The sequence below is a fragment of the Paenibacillus sp. IITD108 genome, from assembly GCF_036541265.1.
In the GTDB taxonomy this organism is placed as follows: Bacteria; Bacillota; Bacilli; order Paenibacillales; family Paenibacillaceae; genus Pristimantibacillus.
Map to the genome: position 1 here is coordinate 212068 of NZ_JAZHCT010000007.1, position 21868 is coordinate 233935.

20 protein-coding genes are annotated in these 21868 nt (G+C 44.7%); 18 read left to right on the forward strand and 2 right to left on the reverse strand.

The annotated features are described in order from the left end of the window. Positions 1 to 112 precede the first annotated feature (112 nt). The 14 genes from V1L65_RS08910 (at position 113) to V1L65_RS08975 (ending at position 15159) form a co-directional block, all read left to right on the forward strand. Positions 113 to 481, forward strand: a complete 369-nt coding sequence (locus V1L65_RS08910; protein WP_331698774.1) for a hypothetical protein — start codon at positions 113 to 115, stop codon at positions 479 to 481. Between the two features lie 13 nt (positions 482 to 494). After that, complete coding sequence (locus tag V1L65_RS08915) at positions 495 to 1181, forward strand: N-acetylmannosamine-6-phosphate 2-epimerase (RefSeq protein ID WP_331698775.1); 687 nt, start codon at positions 495 to 497, stop codon at positions 1179 to 1181. A gap of 410 nt (positions 1182 to 1591) precedes the next feature. Beyond that, entirely contained in the window at positions 1592 to 2851 is a 1260-nt protein-coding gene (gene tyrS / locus V1L65_RS08920) for a tyrosine--tRNA ligase (protein ID WP_331698776.1), read from the forward strand. Positions 2852 to 2982: 131 nt separating this feature from the next. Further along, entirely contained in the window at positions 2983 to 3855 is an 873-nt protein-coding gene (locus tag V1L65_RS08925; protein ID WP_331698777.1) for an alpha/beta hydrolase, read from the forward strand. A gap of 120 nt (positions 3856 to 3975) precedes the next feature. After that, the gene (locus V1L65_RS08930; protein ID WP_331698778.1) at positions 3976 to 4341 is read left to right on the forward strand and encodes a GNAT family N-acetyltransferase; all 366 of its coding nucleotides are present in this window, start codon (positions 3976 to 3978) and stop codon (positions 4339 to 4341) included. A gap of 165 nt (positions 4342 to 4506) precedes the next feature. Next, positions 4507 to 5034, forward strand: coding sequence for a GNAT family N-acetyltransferase (locus V1L65_RS08935; protein WP_331698779.1), 528 nt, complete (start codon positions 4507 to 4509; stop codon positions 5032 to 5034). Positions 5035 to 5398: 364 nt separating this feature from the next. Next, complete coding sequence (locus V1L65_RS08940; protein WP_331698780.1) at positions 5399 to 6502, forward strand: glycoside hydrolase family 172 protein; 1104 nt, start codon at positions 5399 to 5401, stop codon at positions 6500 to 6502. Positions 6503 to 6533: 31 nt separating this feature from the next. Continuing rightward, complete coding sequence (locus tag V1L65_RS08945; protein WP_331698781.1) at positions 6534 to 7658, forward strand: DUF4185 domain-containing protein; 1125 nt, start codon at positions 6534 to 6536, stop codon at positions 7656 to 7658. A 62-nt stretch (positions 7659 to 7720) separates the two neighbouring features. Next, positions 7721 to 9040, forward strand: a complete 1320-nt coding sequence (locus V1L65_RS08950; RefSeq protein ID WP_331698782.1) for an ABC transporter substrate-binding protein — start codon at positions 7721 to 7723, stop codon at positions 9038 to 9040. 69 nt (positions 9041 to 9109) lie between these two features. Beyond that, a complete protein-coding gene (locus V1L65_RS08955) occupies positions 9110 to 10018 on the forward strand; it encodes a carbohydrate ABC transporter permease (RefSeq protein WP_331698783.1) in 909 nt (302 codons plus the stop codon). A 13-nt stretch (positions 10019 to 10031) separates the two neighbouring features. After that, entirely contained in the window at positions 10032 to 10874 is an 843-nt protein-coding gene (locus tag V1L65_RS08960; protein WP_331698784.1) for a carbohydrate ABC transporter permease, read from the forward strand. Positions 10875 to 10923: 49 nt separating this feature from the next. After that, complete coding sequence (locus tag V1L65_RS08965; RefSeq protein ID WP_331698785.1) at positions 10924 to 12957, forward strand: hypothetical protein; 2034 nt, start codon at positions 10924 to 10926, stop codon at positions 12955 to 12957. A 20-nt stretch (positions 12958 to 12977) separates the two neighbouring features. Continuing rightward, complete coding sequence (locus V1L65_RS08970; protein ID WP_331698786.1) at positions 12978 to 14060, forward strand: glycoside hydrolase family 172 protein; 1083 nt, start codon at positions 12978 to 12980, stop codon at positions 14058 to 14060. A gap of 82 nt (positions 14061 to 14142) precedes the next feature. Beyond that, positions 14143 to 15159 (forward strand): LacI family DNA-binding transcriptional regulator, encoded by a 1017-nt coding sequence (locus V1L65_RS08975; protein WP_331698787.1) that lies wholly within the window; start codon positions 14143 to 14145, stop codon positions 15157 to 15159. Between the two features lie 106 nt (positions 15160 to 15265). Here the strand turns inward: V1L65_RS08975 and V1L65_RS08980 are convergent, their stop codons facing one another. Then, positions 15266 to 15922 carry a transmembrane-type terpene cyclase gene (locus tag V1L65_RS08980; RefSeq protein ID WP_331698788.1) on the reverse strand — a complete coding sequence of 219 codons (657 nt, stop codon included), beginning with the start codon at positions 15920 to 15922 and terminating at the stop codon, positions 15266 to 15268. A gap of 387 nt (positions 15923 to 16309) precedes the next feature. Here V1L65_RS08980 and cyoA point away from each other — a divergent pair, with 387 nt between their 5' ends. From cyoA to cyoD, 4 genes are read left to right on the forward strand one after another with little or no spacing between them, the layout of a single operon-like run. Beyond that, positions 16310 to 17224: a ubiquinol oxidase subunit II gene (gene cyoA, locus V1L65_RS08985; protein WP_331698789.1), complete on the forward strand. Its 915-nt coding sequence runs from the start codon at positions 16310 to 16312 to the stop codon at positions 17222 to 17224. Between the two features lie 34 nt (positions 17225 to 17258). Further along, entirely contained in the window at positions 17259 to 19226 is a 1968-nt protein-coding gene (locus V1L65_RS08990; protein WP_331698790.1) for a cbb3-type cytochrome c oxidase subunit I, read from the forward strand. A gap of 4 nt (positions 19227 to 19230) precedes the next feature. After that, positions 19231 to 19857, forward strand: a complete 627-nt coding sequence (gene cyoC, locus V1L65_RS08995; protein WP_331698791.1) for a cytochrome o ubiquinol oxidase subunit III — start codon at positions 19231 to 19233, stop codon at positions 19855 to 19857. Beyond that, complete coding sequence (gene cyoD, locus V1L65_RS09000) at positions 19858 to 20187, forward strand: cytochrome o ubiquinol oxidase subunit IV (RefSeq protein WP_331698792.1); 330 nt, start codon at positions 19858 to 19860, stop codon at positions 20185 to 20187. A 149-nt stretch (positions 20188 to 20336) separates the two neighbouring features. Here the strand turns inward: cyoD and V1L65_RS09005 are convergent, their stop codons facing one another. Continuing rightward, positions 20337 to 21767 (reverse strand): aminotransferase-like domain-containing protein, encoded by a 1431-nt coding sequence (locus tag V1L65_RS09005; protein WP_331698793.1) that lies wholly within the window; start codon positions 21765 to 21767, stop codon positions 20337 to 20339. Positions 21768 to 21868 lie beyond the last annotated feature (101 nt).

Here is a 21868-nt window from a genome sequence, read left to right on the forward strand (position 1 = left end):
TCAAGTCATAAATATAATATTTTTTTAAATGGATTGTTTTTCTGCCGCCGAAAAGGGATGCGCAACGATGCGGTCGTTCCTTCGTTAAGCTTGCTGTTTTTCCTGTACAGAATTGAAAGCTGCCAAACTGGGCAATGATGCTGCATTATTTGGCGCTGTGTATCCTTTTTTTAAGATTGACGTGCTGCTTTTGATTGCCTTTTATTATATATCGTATTCCGCAAACAACCGGATTTCATTTGTCTTTACAGCTTTTAAGCAGATTAGCGCTGCAAAAAAAGTAATTGGTGTTAAAATGTCGGGAGAAAGAACCTTCGAAATGCAGCAGTACAAGACAGCTGGCGGAGAAGGCCTTCTCGTCTTCAATGGTCCGGACGAGCCTTTTTTAGCAGGCAGAATTATCAGTCATAATGACCATGACTCTCAAGTACAATTGAATAAAGAAATTGAGGAGACAGCAGCTTATTATTTTAGCAAATAAGGAGAACTGCACTATGCTGAATGTTATAAAAGGCGGATTAGTAGTTTCATGCCAAGCGCTCGAGCATGAGCCTCTGCATAGCTCCTTTATTATGGCCAAAATGGCATTGGCAGCCAAGGAGGGCGGAGCCGCGGGGATAAGAGCGAATTCGAAGCGGGACATTATAGCGATTAAGCAAGAGGTAGCATTGCCAGTGATCGGTATCGTGAAGCGAGATTACGAGGGCAGTGAAGTGTTCATTACAGCTACGAAAATAGAAATTGACGAACTGCTGGAGAGCGGCTGCGACATGATTGCGATGGATGCTACGATGCGCGCGCGCCCTAATGGCGAAACGTTATTAGAGCTGGTTAATTATTGCAGATCACAGAATCCGGCAATAGAGCTGATGGGCGATGTGTCAACGCTTAGCGAGGCTGTGCTTGCGCAGCAATTAGGATTTGATTGCGTATCTACAACACTTTACGGCTATACGCGAGAAACTGCTTTAAACAAGCTTTATCATAACGATTTTGATTTTTTGAAGCTTGTGTTGAAAGAACTTCGCATTCCTGTTATTGCTGAAGGAAATGTACTTACTCCTGAAATGTTCAAGCGCTGCCTGGAACTGGGTGCGACTTCCGTTGTAGTAGGGGGCGCGATTACAAGGCCGCGGGATATTACGGCAAGATTTACGGAGGCGCTTTCACGAATAAAGTGAAAATGACTGTGCGAACAAGGTTGACATTGCCAATTTATTTCTCTATACTGTCTGTAATCTAATATTTGCTATACGATGAAAGAGCTTAGTAGCAGCTTTGTTCCTGTCTCAGAAAGCCGAGGTTGATGCGACTCGGTACATACAATGACTGTGAATTACAACTCTGGAGTATCTTGGGTAATGCCAAGCGGAGCGGCGAACGATAACTTGCCAAGAGTGGTATTTCGGAGCTTTTTAATTTCAGATTTTCATCTGATATTTAAGCGAGAATACAAATTGGGTGGTAACACGGTTAATGAATCGTCCCTTGTCTGTCAAGACAAGGCGGCGATTTTTTTGTTTTTCAAGCATAAAGGGCAGCGAAACCGTTTATCCTTGGGCCGTATTAACTTTAGAGGAGTGTGTGCAAGATGAATATTATTGATGAATTAGAGTGGCGTGATGCCATTAACCAGCAAACGGATGCAGAAGGGCTGCGCGAATTAACGAATGAGAAATCCATTTCATTATACTGCGGTGTAGATCCTACAGGCGACAGTATGCATATTGGACACCTGATCCCATTTATTATGCTGAAGCGATTCCAGCTGGCAGGGCATAAGCCTGTTATTCTTATTGGCGGTGCAACGGGAACGATCGGCGATCCGAGCGGTCGTCAATCAGAGCGTTCCCTGCAATCATTAGAACAAATTCAAGCCAATGTAGAAGCGCTGACGGAACAGATGAAGAAGCTGTTTATTACTGAAGGCGATAATCAAATTCGTATGGTAAACAACTATGACTGGACCCATAAAATCAATGTTATTGAGTTTTTGCGCGACTTTGGCAAAAATTTCAGCATAAACGCTATGTTGGCAAAGGATGTAGTGGCAAGCCGCTTGGACAGCGGAATATCTTTTACAGAGTTCTCCTACCAAATTTTGCAGTCGATCGATTATTTGCATCTGTTCAAGCACGAGGATGTGCAGCTGCAAATCGGCGGGTCGGATCAATGGGGCAATATTACGAGCGGGCTGGATTTGATTCGCAGGAAAGAAGGGTCAGAGTCCAAAGCATTCGGGCTTACGATTCCGCTTATGCTTAAAGCGGACGGAACGAAGTTCGGCAAAACAGCCGGCGGGGCAGTATGGCTCGATCCAAAGAAAACTACACCTTACGAGTTTTACCAATTTTGGGCAAATACAGATGATCGGGATGTTGTGAAATACCTTAAGTATTTTACGTTCCTAACGAAAGAGCAAATCGATTTACTTGCGGAAAAAGTGCAAACTGAGCCGCATAAGCGCGAAGCGCAAAAAACACTTGCAGAAGAAATGACCCGCTTCGTTCATGGCGAGGAAATGCTGGAGCAGGCGAAACGAATCACAGCGGCACTTTTCAGCGGCGACATCAAAGAGCTGACTGTTGATGAGATTGAGCAGGGCTTTAAGGAAATGCCGACATTTGAAGCTGCTAAGGAAACTAAAAATATCGTGGATTGGCTTGTAGATGTCGGCATCGAACCATCCAAGCGTCAAGCTCGCGAAGATATAACGAATGGCGCAATATCGGTGAACGGTGAGCGGATGCAGGATTTGGCTTACGAGCTTTCAGAAGGCGATGCGATCGGCGGCAAGTTTATTATTATTCGCAAAGGCAAGAAAAACTACAGCTTGGTCAAAATCGTCTAGCATATAAGCAGTCTCTGGCAAAATATTGTCAGAGGCTGCTTTGCATTTTGAGAGTGATCTGTTTTAATAGATAGTAGAGGAAGATGTAATTCCTTGCCATGATGAATTGTCAACATACTGGAGGGCATTTTATGAAAACGCTGCAATTTCAATTGACCGAAGACAATCGTGTAACTTTAACAGCTTATCTAATCGAGGATTCCAGAGAAATGACAAATTGGGCGAAGCGGCCTGCAGTTTTGGTGCTGCCAGGCGGAGGCTACAGCTACACCTCGGACCGTGAAGCAGATCCTGTGGCGCTTAGTTATTTGGCACAAGGCTTTCATGCTTTCGTGCTTCGATATTCAACAGCCGAGCACGGCCAATTTCCAGCGCCATTTATCGATGCTTCCCGTGCGATGAGTCTTATTCGCAAGCAGGCGGATGAGTGGCATTTGGATCCAGATCGGCTTGCGGTATGCGGCTTTTCCGCAGGCGGTCATTTGGCAGCAAGTCTCGGAACGATGTGGAATGATCCGAAGCTGATTGAAGCGGCTGGCATTGAGGCAGGCGAGAATAAACCGAATGCGTTGATATTGGGCTATCCGGTTATAACTTGCGGAGATGACACGGCGGGACATCTAAACAATATGTGGAAAATTGCGATGGGAGATCAGCCATCTGAACAGATGCAGCGCCAACTGTCCTGTGAGCTGCATGCAGGCGCGCATACTCCGCCAGCTTTTATTTTCCACACCTATATGGACAATGTTGTACCTGTTGAAAATGCGCTGCTGTTTGCACAAGCCCTCGCTAAGCATGATGTTCCGTTTGAGCTGCATATTTATCCGAACGGCGTACATGGCTTTTCGCTAGCGAATGAAATTACGTCTACTGGAAGAGGAAGTATGGTTGATAGAGATGCCGCACAATGGTTAACAATGAGCAGCAGCTGGCTTTGGCGCCTATTTAATATGTATGAGCAGCCTGAGCAGGCGGATTTGGAGAGAGCAAAACTGCTATAGAAAATAACGTAATGCTGGTGTGTTGCAGGCGTTCTGCAAACGTATCGCATAGCATGCAACTGATGTGTTGCTAGCGTATTTCTGGCGTGCATAAAGCACATTGCTAACAAGGAGAATTTCATGATTATTAGAACTGAATCGGAAGCAGATCTCGAGGGTATATTTCAAGTTCATTATGCTGCATTTGGAAATCGTAACGACGAAGCTAGACTGGTAGAAAGCGTAAGACAGTCAGAGGGATTCGTTTCGGAACTGTCATTAGTTGCAGAGTGCGGCGGCGAAATATGTGGACATCTGCTTCTAAGCAAAGCTCAGATTATTGAAGAAAATAAAAATCATGAAGTTTTAGCACTTGCCCCAATAGCTGTTAGGCCTGAATCGCTGTTTCGTTCTATTGTTGTTTGTTGCTATATTCGCAATGAATCGCTATTCGTTAGGGGATTTGTTACAATGAAACATGCCGTTCAAAAAACATGCCAGTCCTAAGGACGCTTCGACTTTTTCTTAAACGGTGATTATACTAAATAGTTAGTTTTGGATCGGAGGGAGGTTGGTTCGCAGTTTATTTAAAACGGAGCATAAGGCGTTTTGCATTTCCATATTAATTAAAGGAATTCAGATGATCGAATACTTTAATAGGGAGCGAAGGCCGTGCATATCGTGACAGAACGATTAATTGTAAGGGAATTTAAATATAATGATTGGAATGATGTTTTTAATTATACCTCCAGTATGGAGGTAATGAAATATTTGCCGGAAGAGGTTTATACCGAAGAGAAAGCGAAGCTTTTCGTGCAGCAAAACATGGGGAAGCAAGCAAGAAATTTTGCGGTTTCCCTTCGGGAAGAAGCGAGGACCATTGGACATATCGTGTTCCATCCTTGGTTTGGCGAGCATTCGTACGAGATTGGCTGGATTTTTCATTCGGGATATCAGAACAAGGGATATGCGACAGAAGCCGCCGCTGCTGTGCTGGATTATGCCTTTAAGGAGCAAAAGCTTCATCGGGTTGTGGCTACCTGCCATCCGGAAAATACGCCCTCCTACAGAGTGATGGAGAAGCTCGGCATGAGACGGGAAGGCCATTTTTTGCAATGTATTCCAAGAGATGACGGTACTTGGTGGGACGAATATTATTATGCGGTGCTAAGCTCAGAATGGCGTTTTTCATGCTTATAAAACACCTATCCGTACTGTAATGAATATTAACGTTTTTATGTTTTGTCTGTAAGAGGGGCAGTCCCAGCTTTGGAGCGATTGGGACTGCCTCTTTCATCTTATCGTTGACAACAGGAAAAAATAGTAATAAGATATTTCTGAAATCGATTGCATAAATGAACGAAACCTTGTAAGCGGATACAAAGAGTGGTCATTTCGTTTAATAAGCAGAGTTTTTCAGTATCTCATTAGAGAGTTTTGTCGCTTTTTTAATTATAAGCAGTGTTATGCGGGGAATTATTAGTGTGGAATTTGTCGAATGTGGAATCGATTACAGATTTTATATCGAATTTTAGTTATAAAAGCTGACAAAAGGAGAGCGGAAATGATGCATAATCTTACTTCACTAAGCCAGGCAAGGACTGGTAAGAGCAGGCGGCAATCCAGTTATGATCGTTCAGGTGGCAATAAAGATTATTATACGATTATGCCAGGCGAGAACAAGCAAATATGCCATATTCAAGGTGCAGGCGCAATTACGCATATATGGATGACGATGGCGCCGGAAGGTCCACAGCTAGAGCAATATTTGCCTCGTAAAGTTGTACTGCGCATGTATTGGGATCAGGAGCTTGAGCCAAGTGTAGAAGCGCCGATCGGAGATTTTTTCGGCATGGGACACGGTATAACGAAAAATTTCAGTTCTGCTGCGCTGATGATGAGTCCAGAGGACGGTAAAGCTTTTAATTGCTTTTTCAGAATGCCCTTTGCATCTGATGCCAGATTTGAAATTGAAAGTGAAGCAGAGACGCCTATTAAATTTTACTTTTACATTAACTGTGAGGAATACGATAAGCTTCCTGAGGGAGAGCTGCGCTTCCATGCACAGTGGAATAGAGAATGTCCTACAGATGGCATATCTGATGCAGGAGTAGATAATGCCGAGTTTGAATTCGGCGGCAAAAATACGTCAGGCGAAGGAAATTATGTCATTCTTCATGCAGAAGGAAAAGGGCATTATGTAGGCTGTAATTTCAATGTTCACAATCTGCGTGAGACTAGGGAATGGAACTGGTACGGGGAAGGCGATGATATGATCTTTATCGATGACGAGCCTTGGCCGCCGAATATGCATGGCACGGGCACGGAAGATTATTTTAATACGGCATGGTGCCCGCAGCAGGAAGTTTGTACGCCATATCATGGATTGATTCTCGGAGGGGATGCCAATTGGGGCGGGAAAATTTCTACATACAGGTACCATATTCTTGATCCGATTATGTTTGAGAAGAGTATTAGAGTGACAATCGAGCATGGCCATAATAATCACCGCAGCGATGACATAGCCTCAACAGCGTATTGGTATCAGCAGGAGCCGCATCGTCCCTTTGCGTCATTGCCAAAAGTGGAGCAGCGAATGCCGCTATCCAATATAAAACCTTTCAACACGGCAAGCTTAAAGACAATTTTCAGTCATCCTAATCCGTAAAGAGCGGAAATGATAAAAGGCGGGATGCCCGATGAAGTCAAAATTTAGCATAGCTGTTGTCCTGTTGTTTGCTGTTTTAACAGGCTGCATAGGAGGCACGGAGGTAAAACCATTGCTGGAAATGAAAGATCAGCCCTTTGTTTTAGGCGGTGTTTCAGATTTGCAGCAGGTTGCTCAATTAACGGGGGAAGCATCACCAAACAAGACAGATAAATATGTTGTCTATGGTACCGATCTTGGTTCTATGATCAACGTAAAGAAGAAAACCTATTTCGTATTCGGAGATACTTTTGGTGAAAAAAATCCTTCTTTGACGGGTGCAGGCGGCAGCTTCTGGCGCTCGAATGTAATGGCATACACGACAGATAAAAATCCGGCAGACGGCATTGCCTTTGATGGAATGATTACAGATGATTTTGGTCTGGCGAAGGAGCTGCTGCCTTCCAAGAAAGCCGATTTCGATGAAATGACTAAAATCCCGACACATGGGGTCTATGCGAACGGAGCACTCTATTTATACTTCATGTCGGTCAATCACTGGGGAGCACCCGGCGAGTGGGACGCTAATTATGCAGGGGTTGGCAAATCAACTGATGAAGGACAGAATTGGACGCTTCTGGATGGTCTGACGTGGCCAGGAGACAGCAACTTTATTCAGGTAAGCCCTTACAAAGTACAAAACAGACAAGGTGAGTCGGAAATTTATTTTTGGAGCATCCCGTCCGGACGATTCGGCGGCGTTAAGCTGATGAAGGTGAATGAAAAGAAAATAGAGCAAATGGATGCATATGTTTACTTTGCCGGCACGGATAAAGCTGGCATGCCAATATGGGATAACAATATGTCTAAAGCTGAGCTGATTGTGGATGATGATGTTGGCGAGCTGTCGGTCGTTTGGAATACCTACCTGGAAAGATGGCTTATGACTTATTCAAAGGAAGGTGCAGTCGTCATCCGGGAGGGGCTTACGCCATGGGGACCATGGGGGGAGCCGATGGAAGTCGTGAAAGCAGCAGATTATCCCGGCTTGTATGCTCCATATATGAATGAACGGTACGTTGAGGACGATGGAAAAACGATTTATTTCAGCTTGTCATTATGGGAGCCGTATAACGTTTTCTGGTTTAAGGCCAGCCTTGAGAGAAAACAATCCTAGCCAAGTATTCGGTTTAAACGCCCAGCGTTTAAATAGCATGGCCACTAAAAGGAGGTTCGAGTATGAAAGAAAGTGCTAAGAAAGAAGGGGCAAGGCGTATGAAAAACAAAGCAAAAGCTGTGTATTTACTTATGGCTGTCCTGCTTGCTTTAGGGGTGCTTGCCGGGTGCTCGGGGGGCGGAGGCTCTGGCGGAAAGGTTACGATTACGTACTGGCGCCATGATAATGAGGCTGAGGTTAAAGCATTGAATCAATTGATCGCTTCGTTTGAGAAGGAGCATCCCAACATTAAGGTGAAGATGGAAGTTATTCCATACGATGATTATGAAACGAAGATACGCACAGCGCTGTCTGGAAGCAAAGCTCCTGATATTATGGGCATAGACGGTCCTTTCGTAGCTTCCTACGCGCATCAAGAAGCGGTTATCCCGCTTGATTCCTATTTTGCTGCAAATGGCGATCTAGACGATATTACTGCTCCTGTGCGAGAAAGCTTAACTTATAACGGGAAAATTTGGGCAGCACCGCTGAATGACGCAAGTGTAGCCATGTTCTATAACAAAAAATTGTTTGCAGACAATAATATTCCGCTGCCTTCCGAAAATCCAGATGAAGCATGGACCTGGGAGCAGGTGCTGGAAGCTGCCAAAAAAATTAACAATCCCGAAAAAAATATTTACGGCTGGGATCCGGCATGGGGAGTCGGGGGCGGAGAAGGCTCGGCTTTTGTCAAAATGAGCTTACTCTGGCAGGCAGGCGCAGAAGTGCTTAGCGAGGACGGAAAAACAGCAAATGGCTACTTGAATTCACCGGAAACAAAACGGGCATTGGAATTTTTCAGCGGCTTATACAATGATTCAAAGGTTGCGACTAAAGAGCTGCCGCCAGAAGCGTTTGAGTCAGGAAAATTAGGCATTATGATGAACGGCCCGTGGCATTTGCCTTATCTTGTAAATAGCTTCCCTGACTTCAAGGACTGGGCAGTAGCTCCGCTGTGGAAGGATAAAAAACAAGTGACGCCGATGGGCAGCTGGAATATGGGAATTACGAAAAAATCCAAGCATCCTGATGAAGCATGGGAGTTTGTCAATTGGGTAACTGGCAAGGAAGGGGCAAAGGTATGGTATGAAGTAACAAAGAATCTGCCTGCGCGACTATCTGTATCAGAAGCATTCCCGGAGCTGCAGCAATATCCGCTTAATATTTGGGTGAAGCAATCGTCTACCTATGCTAAGCCCCGTCCAGTTTCGCCGGCTTATCCAGCAGTCAGCAAAGCGATTACAGAGCTGTTCGAGGATGTGACGCTTGCCAATAAGAATGTTGATGAGGCTATGAATGCAGCTGTTGAAAAAATTGATAAAGCTATTGCGGGCGTGAAGTAATGAATGGAGCAGCAAAGAGGGACCGGTGAGCCGCATCCCTCTTTGTCTTCAAAGAAAGGATGAAGAAAGATGAAGCAGATAAAGAGTAAATCATCCGGATGGAACTCCTTCCGCATGCAGGAAGAGCGATCTGCTTTTGCTTTTATATTTCCTGCGGTGGCGAGTCTGCTGCTGTTTACGTTTTATCCGATGATAAGTGCAATTTTCGTCAGCTTTAAAGATTTTAATCTTATTAATTCTAACGCGGCATTTATCGGCTTGGAAAACTATAAGGAACTGCTGCATGATAAGCAGTTTTTAAATAGCTTGCTGCATTCTCTTCATTTCGCGGTTTTTGTTATTCCGATACAGACGGCGATCGCTCTTTGCTTAGCTTTGCTTGTCAAACGAACAGCTTGGTACAGCGGTCTATTTCGAACCGTATACTTTTTGCCCGTCATAATTGCTATTGGTGTAGCCTCTACCGTATTCAGATTGCTCTACAACAAAGATTTCGGATTATTGAACGCATTTCTAAAAATATTCGGCTTGCCAACCATCAGTTTCCTGTCGGATCCGAGCGTTTCCATGTATGGAATTATGATTTTGGGGATGTGGAAGGCAGCTGGTTTTTTTATGATTATTTATTTGGCAGGTTTAAACAATATTCCCAAAGCGATATACGAAGCAGCGGAGGTTGATGGAGCGAGCAAATTGCGCATGTTTTACAACATTACCCTGCCTCTTTTAAAACGGACGACGGCTTTTGTGGTCATTATTACGACGATGGATGCTATTAAGATATCGGGGCCGATCTTTATATTGACTGGTGGAGGACCAGCAAACTCTACGACGACGGCCACGTTTTATATTGTCAATCAAGCGTTTGATCAAATGAGAATGGGCTATGCGGCAGCGGCTGCTATGATTTTGTTTGTCATTGTACTTTCAATTTCAATATTCCAGCTAAAGCTTTTTAAATCGGATGTGGAGTATTAGGGGGCGTAATGAGATGAAGAGGCAACTGCTAACAACGGTAAAATTAATTGTAATGATAGGCCTGGCGCTTGTTACGCTACTTCCGATTGTATGGATGGTGCTAGGTTCTTTCCGGGAGCATGCAGAAATTTTTAAATATTCATCTGAGCTGCAGTGGAGAACGATATTTCCGGTAAATTGGACGCTGCAAAACTATTTTGACATTTTTACAGATGATGTTAAGCCCTTCAGCCGGTTTATTGTCAATACATTGCTTGTAGCTGTTCCTGTTACATTAATGTCTTTATTTATTAACTCACTTGCGGCTTTTGCATTCGCCAAGCTGCGCTTTCGCTTCAAGAGAACGATTTTTACGCTGTTTCTTTCTGCGCTTGTTATTCCAGGTGAAGTAACACTCGTTCCGAGCTATTTATTAATGAATGATTTTAATTGGATCGATTCCTATGCAGCATTAATTGTTCCTGCGGTCGTATCGGTGTTCAGTGTATTTTTGCTCGTTCAATTTTTTTCGGAAATCCCTCGCGATTTGCTGGAAGCTGGAAGAATCGATGGAGCTTCATGGTTCAATGTTTATAAAAAAATTATTTTGCCTGCTTCAATTCCTGCAATTGTGACGCTGGCCATTCTTACTTTTTTGGGACAGTGGGACTCTTATCTATGGCCGCTAGTCGTAATCAATGACCAGAATAAACAAATGCTGCAAGTAGCGATCGCAACTTTTTCTAACGCTCAGGTAACAGAATGGGGCAGGATTTTGGCGGCAGATACGATCAGTTCGATTCCTATTTTGCTATTGTTTGTATTTCTGCAAAAATACTATGTGCAAGGCATTACGATGTCGGGAGTTAAAGGCTGAAAGTTATTAAATATTCGTCCTTATGCTGGAAGGACAGAAGGAGCGCATAATGGAGCGGACTTATGAACAGATACAATTGGATAACCATTTTAGGAGCTATATAGAGTCTGTCACATGCGATTATTTGGGTTCAATAAAGCCGCAAATAGAGGTAACTTATCCTGCCTCAAATAGAGCGAAGGTTCATATCCGATTTGCATTAGATCAGGTTGTGCTGCAGGATGATTGGCGCATTCAGCTTAAGCCTGCATTTTCTGCAACCTTTCACTGGTCGCCGCATCTTACGCCAACTGCCGAGCATGTGATCGATCAGCATTCCTTCCGCAGTCCGGCGCTGATTGTGCATGACGGGGCAAAATGGCTCGCGGTCGTTCCAGATTTGGAGCTGCTCACCAAAGCGGGCAGCAGCAAGAAAGGCAGCAAGGAGCAACCGCCTCGCTGGTATATGGATATGGATGCGCCTCTTAATGAGCTGTCGCTTGGAATGTGCTGTACATCCGTCAAAGAGCATGTGCTGTATGTACGGCAGCCAGGAACACAATTTGCAAGCGGACAAATAGAATTCGGGTTCTATTTGTTTATATCCGATGACAAGAGAAGTATCGCCAATCCATGGCGGGAGCTGCTCAGCTTTTTTTGGCAGGGCTGGGGCAGTCCTTTATTTGCGAAGGGTCAACCTAATAGCGGCGAGCTCGAGCCTTATATTGCCCGAGCCTACCACTGGGCATTTCATAATTGGGAACATATCGTTTGGCAGCAATTCGAGCTGAATGGCAAAGAGGTTGGCGCTCCAGCATTTATCGTGAACGTGACACAAAGCCCTAATTATCCCGGCGTGCCTAATGAGCGTGAGGTACTCTCCGTTTGGAATCAAGCCTGGTTCAGCTCGCTGCGTTCAGCACATGGTTTGTATCGCTATGGCCGATTAACGGGCAATGAAGATTATATAGAACGCGCCCAAAAAATGAAGGAGCTTGCTTTATGCGCGCCCCAGCACAATGGATGGTTTCCATCTGTACTGGCAACGGAAATGGAACAGGTGGAGCTGGAGGGCAAAGTATATAACCGTTCTAAAGGCTGGTCTTCTATGTATTGGGGCAATTCGAACCGCAATCCTTTCCATCTCAATATTCGCGAGGCTCCGCTGCATGTGCTGGATATGAGCTGGACAGCGCTGCTCATGCTTCGCTGGTTTGAAGAGCTGGAGCAGGACGAGCGCCTGCTGGAATACGCCTGCAGCTATGCGGATGCTCTATTGGCCTTGCAGGATAAGCGAGGTTTTTTCCCGGGCTGGATTGATCCGAAAAGCGGGCTGCCGCTGGGCATTTTGGACGAATCCCCGGAAACATCACTGTCTGTTACTTTCCTGATGAAAATGTATGAAATTTCTGGCCGTACAGTGTACAAGGATGCCGCATACAAAGCCCTGCATGCCGTTTGTGAGGAAATAATCCCGTGCGGCCGATGGGAAGATTTTGAAACGTACTGGTCGTGCAGCCGCTGGGGACAGGAGGAATGGCGAGGCCGTAAGATTAATAGAAATAATATGTACAAGCAGTGCAATTTCTCTATGTACTGGACAGCTGAAGCGCTGCTTGCCTGTTACCGGGAGTCGAATGAGCAGCAGTATTTGCAGCTTGGTCAACGCTGCTTGGATGAGCTGCTTATGACGCAAGCTTCCTGGCAGCCGCCTTATATTTATGTGCCGGCTCTGGGAGGATTCGGTGTGATGAATGCCGACGCGGAGTGGAATGACGCCCGGCAAAGCCTATTCGCTGAGCTGATAACCGCATATGGCTATGAGCTGGATATAGAAGAATATAAGGAACGGGGATTGGCAGCGCTGCGTGCCTCATTTACGATGATGTATTGCCCTGAGAATGAGAAAGTCAAACAAAGATGGGAAAAGGAATGGCCATTTTTGAATGAAAAGGATTACGGCTTTATGATGGAGAACTACGGGCATGACGGGAGAACGGATCCTATACATGACCCGATGGGGGAATTTACGATTTTTGACTGGGGCAATGGGGCAGCAGCCGAAGGCTATATGCGCATGCTGGATCGCTTTGGAAAACTATAATAGATAAGGAGAGATTGTCGATGAGCAGTTTTAATGGGTTGGAAATGGGGCTTGGAAATTTAGCAAGGCTGTCCAATGCGCAGACAAGATCGATCAGCGCTGAAAATTTTACAGGTGAAAAAGGAAAGGGCGGTATGGCGGCTACAGGTACCGGAGCCAACAGTGCCCGGGATTTAGGCGTTGGCTGGAAAGTATCGCCCTCGGTAGAAATAGCAGCAGGCACTACGTTTACGATGGGGCAGATCGAAGGCCCTGGGGCTATTCAACATATATGGCTCACTTGCTTTCCGACATTTTGGCGCAATCTCATTATTCGTTTTTATTGGGATGAGGAAGAGCAGCCTTCCGTTGAAGTACCGGTAGGTGATTTGTTTTGTAACGGCTGGCAGGAGCGGGTAAATGTAAACTCGATACCGGTTGCGGTTAATCCAGCAGGAGGGATGAACTGTTACTGGCTGATGCCTTTTAGAAAATCAGCTAAAGTGACGATAGAAAATACCTCTTCCGAAAATACGGTGCTCTACTATCAACTGGATTACACACTGACGACAGTGCCGGATGATGCCGCTTATTTTCATGCACAGTGGCGCAGAAGCAGCCCGGTAGCTTATAAGGATGTGCATACAATTGTAGATGGAATCCAAGGAAAGGGACATTATGTTGGCACCTATCTTGCATGGCAGGTAAATAATACAGGCTGGTGGGGTGAGGGTGAAATTAAATTTTATATGGATGGCGATGAACAATTTCCGACGATATGCGGTACAGGAACTGAGGATTACTTTGGCGGCGCATGGAATTGGGAGCAGCCGAAGGGCGAATATTGCACGTATTCAACCGCTTATTTGGGCATGCATCAATTGATTAAGCCTGACGGGCTGTATCGCAGTCAAACGAGGTTCGGCATGTACCGATGGCATGTGATGGATCCGATCCGTTTTGAGCAAGCCCTTAAAATTACGATTCAAGATCTTGGCTGGCGAGCTGACGGACGTTATTTGCCGCAGCAAAGCGATATTGCTTCTACTGCCTTTTGGTATCAAGCCGAGCCTCATGCTCCGTTCCCGGAACTGCCAGGCAATGATGAGCGAGAGGTTATCTAATCGTGTTTATTGCTAATCCATGCATAGAATGATACCCTTAATCAATGGAACCGATTGCATTTAAAATCAATTGGGGGTTTTTATGGATAAGAGTACGATATATCACATCGCAGAGAAAGTCGGAATGTCGCCAGCAACTGTTTCAAGAGCTCTTTCAGGAAATGGATATTGCGGTGTCAAAACAAAAGAAAAAATACTTCAAGCCGCGAAGGAATTAAACTACGCGCCAGACAATGCGGCCAAAATGCTGAAGACAAGAAGAACGCAAAAAATTATTTTTGCCGTTCCGGATATATGCAATCCATTTTATTTTGAAATGATAAATGGAATTAATCAGGTGCTGGAATCATATGGCTATTTGCTCATTCTCTTCTACACAAAGCATAGCTTGAAGGAAGAATTGAAAGCCATACAGAACGTAAAAGAAAAAGTCGCAGACGGGATGATCATGGTGTCCTTTCATTTTTGCGAGGAAAATATTCGAGCGATCAACGCATTGAAGGCGCCAATCGTATTAACGAATAAATACGAGTCGAAAAAAGGCGGCGACAGGTTCGATTACGTATATGTTGATACTTATGCAGGGATCAAGCTGGGCACCGAACATCTTATAAAGCAAGGGATTGAGAAAATAGCATTTATCGGCGGAAGCTTAGACGAACAAACAGGAGCCCAGCGGTATGCCGGTTATCGCGACGCTATGCTTGATGCGAATTTGGAATTGGATGAGTCGTTCGTAATGGAATCCAACTATTCAGAGAGCGGCGGTTATTTATCCGCTAAACAGCTGTTTGAAAAACAAGCTAAACCGCAGGCGATCGTAGCGGCTAATGATTTAATGGCAATCGGCGTAATGAAGGCGTGTGAAGAAGCAGGCCTATCCATTCCGGACGATATAGCAATTGTAGGGATGGATAATTTGGATATTGCATCAAGAGTGTATCCCAAGCTGACCTCAGTATCTTTGATGCAGGAAGAAATCGGCAGGCATGCCGCTCAAATTTTGATGGATCGGCTGCATGGCAATAACAATTCAGAAGGCCAGATTAAGCTGCTGCCTCGACTTGTCGTAAGAGAGTCAAGTATACGTTTTGGATAAAAGAAGTGGAAACTAAAAGCAGTGCTCGGCAGATGCTGAGCACTACTTTTATTGCGTAACGCGCGTATCCAAGGACTTTGAAGCCGTTTTTCCTTAAAGGAGCAGCTTACAACGCTTTTGTGGAAAGGTCGGAAGACGAAGATTTGGGCAGCGATCTTTGTGTAATTATAACGACGTATACAGCATCCGCTGCAAACGTAAGGACGTATAATATATTTAGCAGGATCGATTGCGGATAGATTGCGTAGCAAAGTATTGATGCGCACAAGGTGCCAATCATTTTGAAATAAGCGATAGCTAATGACTGGCCCAGCAGCCCTTTCTCCCTGACTAGGTTAACAAACAAAACGGACATCATCAGATTGATTGAAAAGGCGGAGTACACGCCCATTTCATCTTGAAACTCAAGCGCTGAGCCGTAATGCAGAAGCAAGAACATAATGAGCAAGGAGAGCACAATCTGATAGGTCGTGTGGAGCGGAGTCGCTTTGTCGGCTTTTTTCGAGTAGATGAAATATTGAAACAAAATAACACAATCAAGCAACAACCATATAAACGTTACGGCCTGCTGCAAGGGATGAAAGGGCATTACAAAAGTAAATAAAAATTCCCAAGTAATATTTGCGCAAATTGCTGGGAGCGGCATTCCACAAAATTGATCCTTTTTACTTCGGATAATGATGAGAATATAAGTGATCATCCAAAATAATGCTACTCCTGCTACAATCAGCCATTCTGCTATTTTCATCATGCTGTTGAGCATAATAAGGTCACATCCTTATCAAATATGATGAAGATGTGATATATATATGAGACAAGCTGCGGCGTTAGACCATTTCTGCTCTGCTGCGGACATATATTTGCAATTCCCGATGCACTGTTTTCAATATTGTGTCCGAGATGTTTCAAAATATTTAATAAAAGATGGCTCGTATAGATCATATTTTGATCTTGCGGGCCGTCTTTTTTTGCCAAATTTAAGGAGTAATCATCTGTTTTGTGACAAACTTAGGTCGGAAATATTTCGAAAAATTGAACATGGACGGCTAAATTACGATGAGCAATGGTTGGTGACATAAATCACATTCAAACTTAAAGTAGAACAAGATCAAATTGTTTATATCGTATATGGTTGACAGGAGATGACAAGATGAAGCTACCCAAAGGAGTCCGCTGGTTTTCGTTAGCAAGCCTGCTGCTTGTGCTGCTCGTTTTTACAAGCGGCTGCACAGAAAGCATGATTGTACTGGATCCCAAAGGGCCAATTGCAGCACAACAACGAGATCTAATATATATTTCAACTCTATTAGTCTCAATCGTAATTGTTCCCGTTCTAATTATGACTGCCGTAATTGTATGGCGCTATCGCGATAAAAAGGGCCGTACGGCCAAGTATGATCCTGAATGGTCGCATAGCACGAAGCTGGAACTGATATGGTGGGGCATTCCCATTCTAATCATCATTATATTGGGCGCGGTAACCGTGAAATATTCATATGCATTGGAGCCGTCAAAGCCTATTGAATCTGCGCAGGAGCCAATTACGATACAGGTAACGTCTTTGGATTGGAAGTGGCTGTTCCAATATCCCGAGCAAGGGATAGCGACGGTGAATTACGTAGCTTTTCCTGAGGATGTGCCTGTTCATTTCGAAATTACAGCCGATTCGCCAATGAATTCGTTTTGGATTCCGCAACTGGGCGGTCAAATTTATGCGATGTCGGGCATGGCGATGAATTTGTACTTACAGGCGGATGAGCCAGGCGAGTATTGGGGCTCTGGCGCTAACTTTACCGGCAAGGAATTTGCAAAAATGTATTTTGATGTGCATGCAACCTCCCAAGAGGAATTTGATCAATGGGTATCTGAGGTGAAAAGCAATTCGCCAGTGCTTACGGAAGAAGGCTACAATGAATTGCGCAAGCCTGGAGCTTCTGAGCAGCTAAAATTTTCAGCTTTTCCAGATCAGTTATTTGAACGAACAGTGACAAAATATGCGTCTTCACATAGTCATCATCATACTCCGGTAAGTGATGCAGGGCATGAGCACAAACATAATGAATAGCAATAATCGATTTTACATGTAAGGAGAGAGACTAATGTGGGAGAAAGTGAAAAGCTTTGCTTCAGAATTTTTTGTCACGGGCGATCCTTTAATATATGGCGCTGACGCCAGTATCCTGCTCGTTTCCATCGCGATAATCTTCGTGCTCACCTATTACAAAAAGTGGGGCTGGCTTTGGCGGGAGTGGCTGACAACTGTCGATCATAAAAAAATCGGCATTATGTATATATTGGCAGCATTTCTTATGCTGTTCCGCGGCGGTGTAGATGCGCTGCTCATGCGCGCGCAGCTTGCAATGCCGAACATGAATTTTTTGGAGCCGAGCCATTATAATGAAATATTTACAACGCATGGCGTAATTATGATTTTGTTTATGGCAATGCCGTTTATGTTCGGGTTGTTTAATGTGATGGTTCCGCTGCAGCTCGGTGCGCGAGACGTAGCCTTTCCATTTATGAATGCACTTAGCTTTTGGCTGTTCTTCTTTGGTGCGATGCTCTTTAATTTATCTTTTGTAATCGGAGGATCGCCGGATGCGGGTTGGCTTGCTTATCCACCGTATTCAGAGAAGATGTTCAATCCGGGTGTTGGTCAGGATTTCTATATATGGGGCATTCAAATATCCGGTATCGGCAGCTTGATGACGGGGATTAACTTCCTTGTCACGATATTGAAAATGCGTGCGCCAGGCATGAAGCTTATGAAAATGCCAATGTTCTCCTGGTCCGTTTTATCTAGCTCGATCGCTATTATTTTTGCATTTCCTATTCTTACAGCAACGCTGGCATTGCTATTTTTGGACCGCTATCTAGGCGCACATTTCTTTACGCTTGATGGCGGGGGCAATCCGATGATGTACATTAACCTCATTTGGATGTGGGGACATCCTGAAGTTTACATTATTATATTGCCGGCTTTCGGTATTTTTTCAGAAATTGTTGCAACCTTTGCCAAGAAAAAGCTGTTTGGGTATAAATCAATGGTTTATGCCATGATGATTATAAGTTTGCTATCCTTTATCGTATGGGCGCATCACTTCTTTACGATGGGATCAGGGGCAGATATTAACGCCTTTTTCGCGGTAACGACGATGCTTATCGCCATTCCGACCGGCGTAAAAGTGTTCAACTGGCTGTTTACGATGTTCAGAGGGAAACTTACTTTCGAGACGCCGATGCTCTGGACGATCGGGTTTATCGTATGCTTCGTCGTAGGGGGCATGACGGGGGTTCTGCTGGCTGTAGCGCCTGCTGATTTTCAATTCCATAACAGTTACTTTTTGATCGCGCATTTTCATAATACGATTATTGGCGGTGTCGTCTTTGGTTATTTTGCAGGCTTATATTACTGGTGGCCTAAGCTGTTCGGCTTCAAGCTGCATGAAAAGCCGGGCAAATGGGCTTTCTGGCTATGGAATATCGGTTTCTATCTATGCTTCATGCCGCAGTACGTGTTAGGTTTGATGGGAATGACAAGACGTGTAGTTTCCTACGGCTGGGACAAAGGCTGGTGGGAAATGAATTTTGTGTCGACAATCGGGGCAGTGCTCATGGGAGCAGCTTTCCTTTTCCAAGTATGGCAAATCATATACAGTGTGAAGCATCGGGTTAAAGATGAGACGGGCGATCCATGGAATGGACGTACTTTGGAATGGTCGCTGCCATCACCTGCGCCATATTATAACTTTGCTACCTTGCCGCAGGTTACCGAGCAGGATGATTGGTGGGAAGAGAAGCAGCGAATTGCCAAAGGACAGCCGGCAAAAGCCGTGCCGAAGCTTGAGCCTATTCATATGCCGAAAAATTCGGGCACACCATTTGTAATGTCCTTCTTCTGGTTTTTAGCAGGCTTTGGTTTTGTGTTCAGCTGGACATGGCTGATTGTGATTGGATTAGCTGGCGTAGCTGGAAGCATGATCTTTCACTCCTTTAATTACGATACTGACTACTACGTTTCAGTCGACGAGATTAAGCGGACTGAAGCTGCGTTAAGGAGGGGATAGTCTAATGGCTCAATCGAATATTTCTATAAACAATGCTCCTAATCATTCTCATGATGAGCATCATGAACATGTAGATATGGAGCAATTGCGCACCTTTGGCTTTTGGATATATCTCATGACGGATGTTATTATTTTCGGTACTTTGTTCGCTGCGTTTATTGTATTGCGCGGCAATACGAGCACTGGCCCGTTACCGGGTGAACTTATTGAGCTTGGCGGAATTATTGTTTCGACCTTTATTTTGCTTACGAGCAGCTATACAAGCGGACTTGCCGTACTTGCAATGAATAAAGGCAATAAAAAAGCGCTTATCGGATTTCTAGGCATTACGGCTTTGCTGGGTGCAGCCTTTCTCGTTTTGGAGGTCAATGAGTTCCTTCATCTCGTTCATGAGGGAGCAACGATTGGAACAAGCGCCTACTGGTCTGCATTTTTCACCTTGGTAGGCACCCATGGCCTTCACGTTCTAATAGGGCTGGTCTGGATGCTTATGATTATGCTTCAAATTAGTAAAAGAGGAATCACCCCGGTTACGAAACGTAAGGTGCAGATTGTAAGCTTGTTCTGGCATTTCCTTGACGTCGTATGGATTTTCGTTCTAACTATTGTCTATTTGCTGGGGGTGAGCTAAATGTCTGCTAAACAAGCATCGCATTCGCATGAGGAGCATGGGCATGGCTCATTGAAGTCATATACAATCGGTTTTGTGCTATCGATTGTTTTAACGATAGCGCCTATAATGATCGTGCTTAACAAATGGCTTGAAGGAACAGCCAATGTTATCGTCTTAATGATATTTGGAGTGCTGCAGCTAGCGGTTCAGCTCCTGTTCTTCATGCATTTGCGTGAAGAGGAACAGCCGCGTTACAATCTCATTTCTTTAATAATGGGACTTGTTATATTAGTCATCATTGTAGCGGGTTCGATTTGGATTATGCTGCACAATATGGTTGCGGTTTAAAAATTGCGAGCTGCACAAGAAGAAACGGTTCGTCCTAAGCTAAGGACGAACCGTTTTTTTAATTATAAGTAGTTATAACTCAACATTCGTAACTAATTTCTGCAGGTAAGTGTTGATGTTATTGGTTAACTCCGTTATCCGCAGTCTTGTTAGCTGATGACCGTACGCAGCGCAGCAGCGAACTTGCTTATTCCAGTAGCAATTTGCTCCGATGCGGGACGTGCAAAGGTGAAGCGGACATAGCTTGGATCAGACCCATATACGCTTCCCGGCACATAGACAACACCTTGACGAATCGCTTCTTCAAGCAGCTTATGCTCCTGAAACGAAGGAATAATTTTGCACCACAGGTGAATGCCGCCGCTTGGCACATCAAAGCTAATCAAGCCATGCAGCTCTTTATTTAGCGCTTCTATAAGCATATCTCTCTTGTATTGAAGCTGTATGCGCAGCCTTTGAATATGCGGCAAAAAATAAGTGGAAGCGATAAATTGCGATGCGACCGCTTCCGTCACGATGCTATGGCCAAAGTCCATCTGCTGACGGGCTTCTGCCAGCCGATCAATGACTGAGCTTGGCGCGGCCAGCCAGCCTATGCGCAAGCCGGCAGCGGCAATTTTGGATAAAGAGCTGATATAAAGTACAGAGCCTACGGTATCAATCGATTTGAGTGAACGCGGCACATTGGAATCGAAAGAAGTCAGGCTGTAAGGGTCATCCTCAACGATAGGCAGACCAAGCTCGCCAGCCAAATTAAGGAGCGCTGTGCGGTGCTCCTGCGAAAGGCAGCTGCCGGTTGGATTCTGAAAAAAAGGATTAATAAACAACATTTTAATGCGATGCTTTTTGTACAAACGCCGGACCTCATCAGGGTTTAAACCATTTGGACCGGCAGGCAATTTGTATACACGCAGACCGGCAGAATGAAACATAGGCAGCGAGTAATAATAGGAAGGTTCTTCAATTGCAACTGCATCGCCAGGCGACAGCAGGAAATGAGTAATCAAATAAAGAGATTGCTGAGAGCCTGATGTAATAAGCAGCGAGGATGATGTCGTATGGATCTGCTGATGCTCCTGCAAAAGCTGAGCAACAGCTTCCCTTAACGGTTCAAACCCTTGGGGATTGTCGTAGCCCAAATGCTGGGTGTGAGAACTATAATTCATAATTAGAGTCAGTTCATCTGACGCTGACAGCTGCTGGCTTAATTCACCGCTTGCAAAATCTATCAGATTTTGATCATGCCGAAGCGCTTCATTAATACGGCGAATGAATGCTGGAGTTGGGGAAAAATGGCCGTTTTCTACAAATTGTCCCCAGTTGATATGATGCTCTGAGCTCCAGTGTATAGGGTTAACTCTCGTTCCGCTACCAGGCCGGCTAATAATGATGCCGAGCGAGCGAAGCTCTGAGTAAGCAAGTACGATGGTGCTTCTATTGACGTCAAATCGATCAGCAAGCTTACGTTCGGATGGCAGCAAGCTGCCTGGAGGAAATTCCCCATTGGATATTTGCTGAGCGATATGATCGGCAATTTGCTGGTAGATAGGAGGGCCTTCATCTCGGTCTGGCATCCACATTGTAATAAACTCCTTGCTGAGATATATTTCGAGGCAGTAACAATACGCCAATCATTATTATACTAACATTCGGTTTATTGTATAGGATGGACAGATTTCAT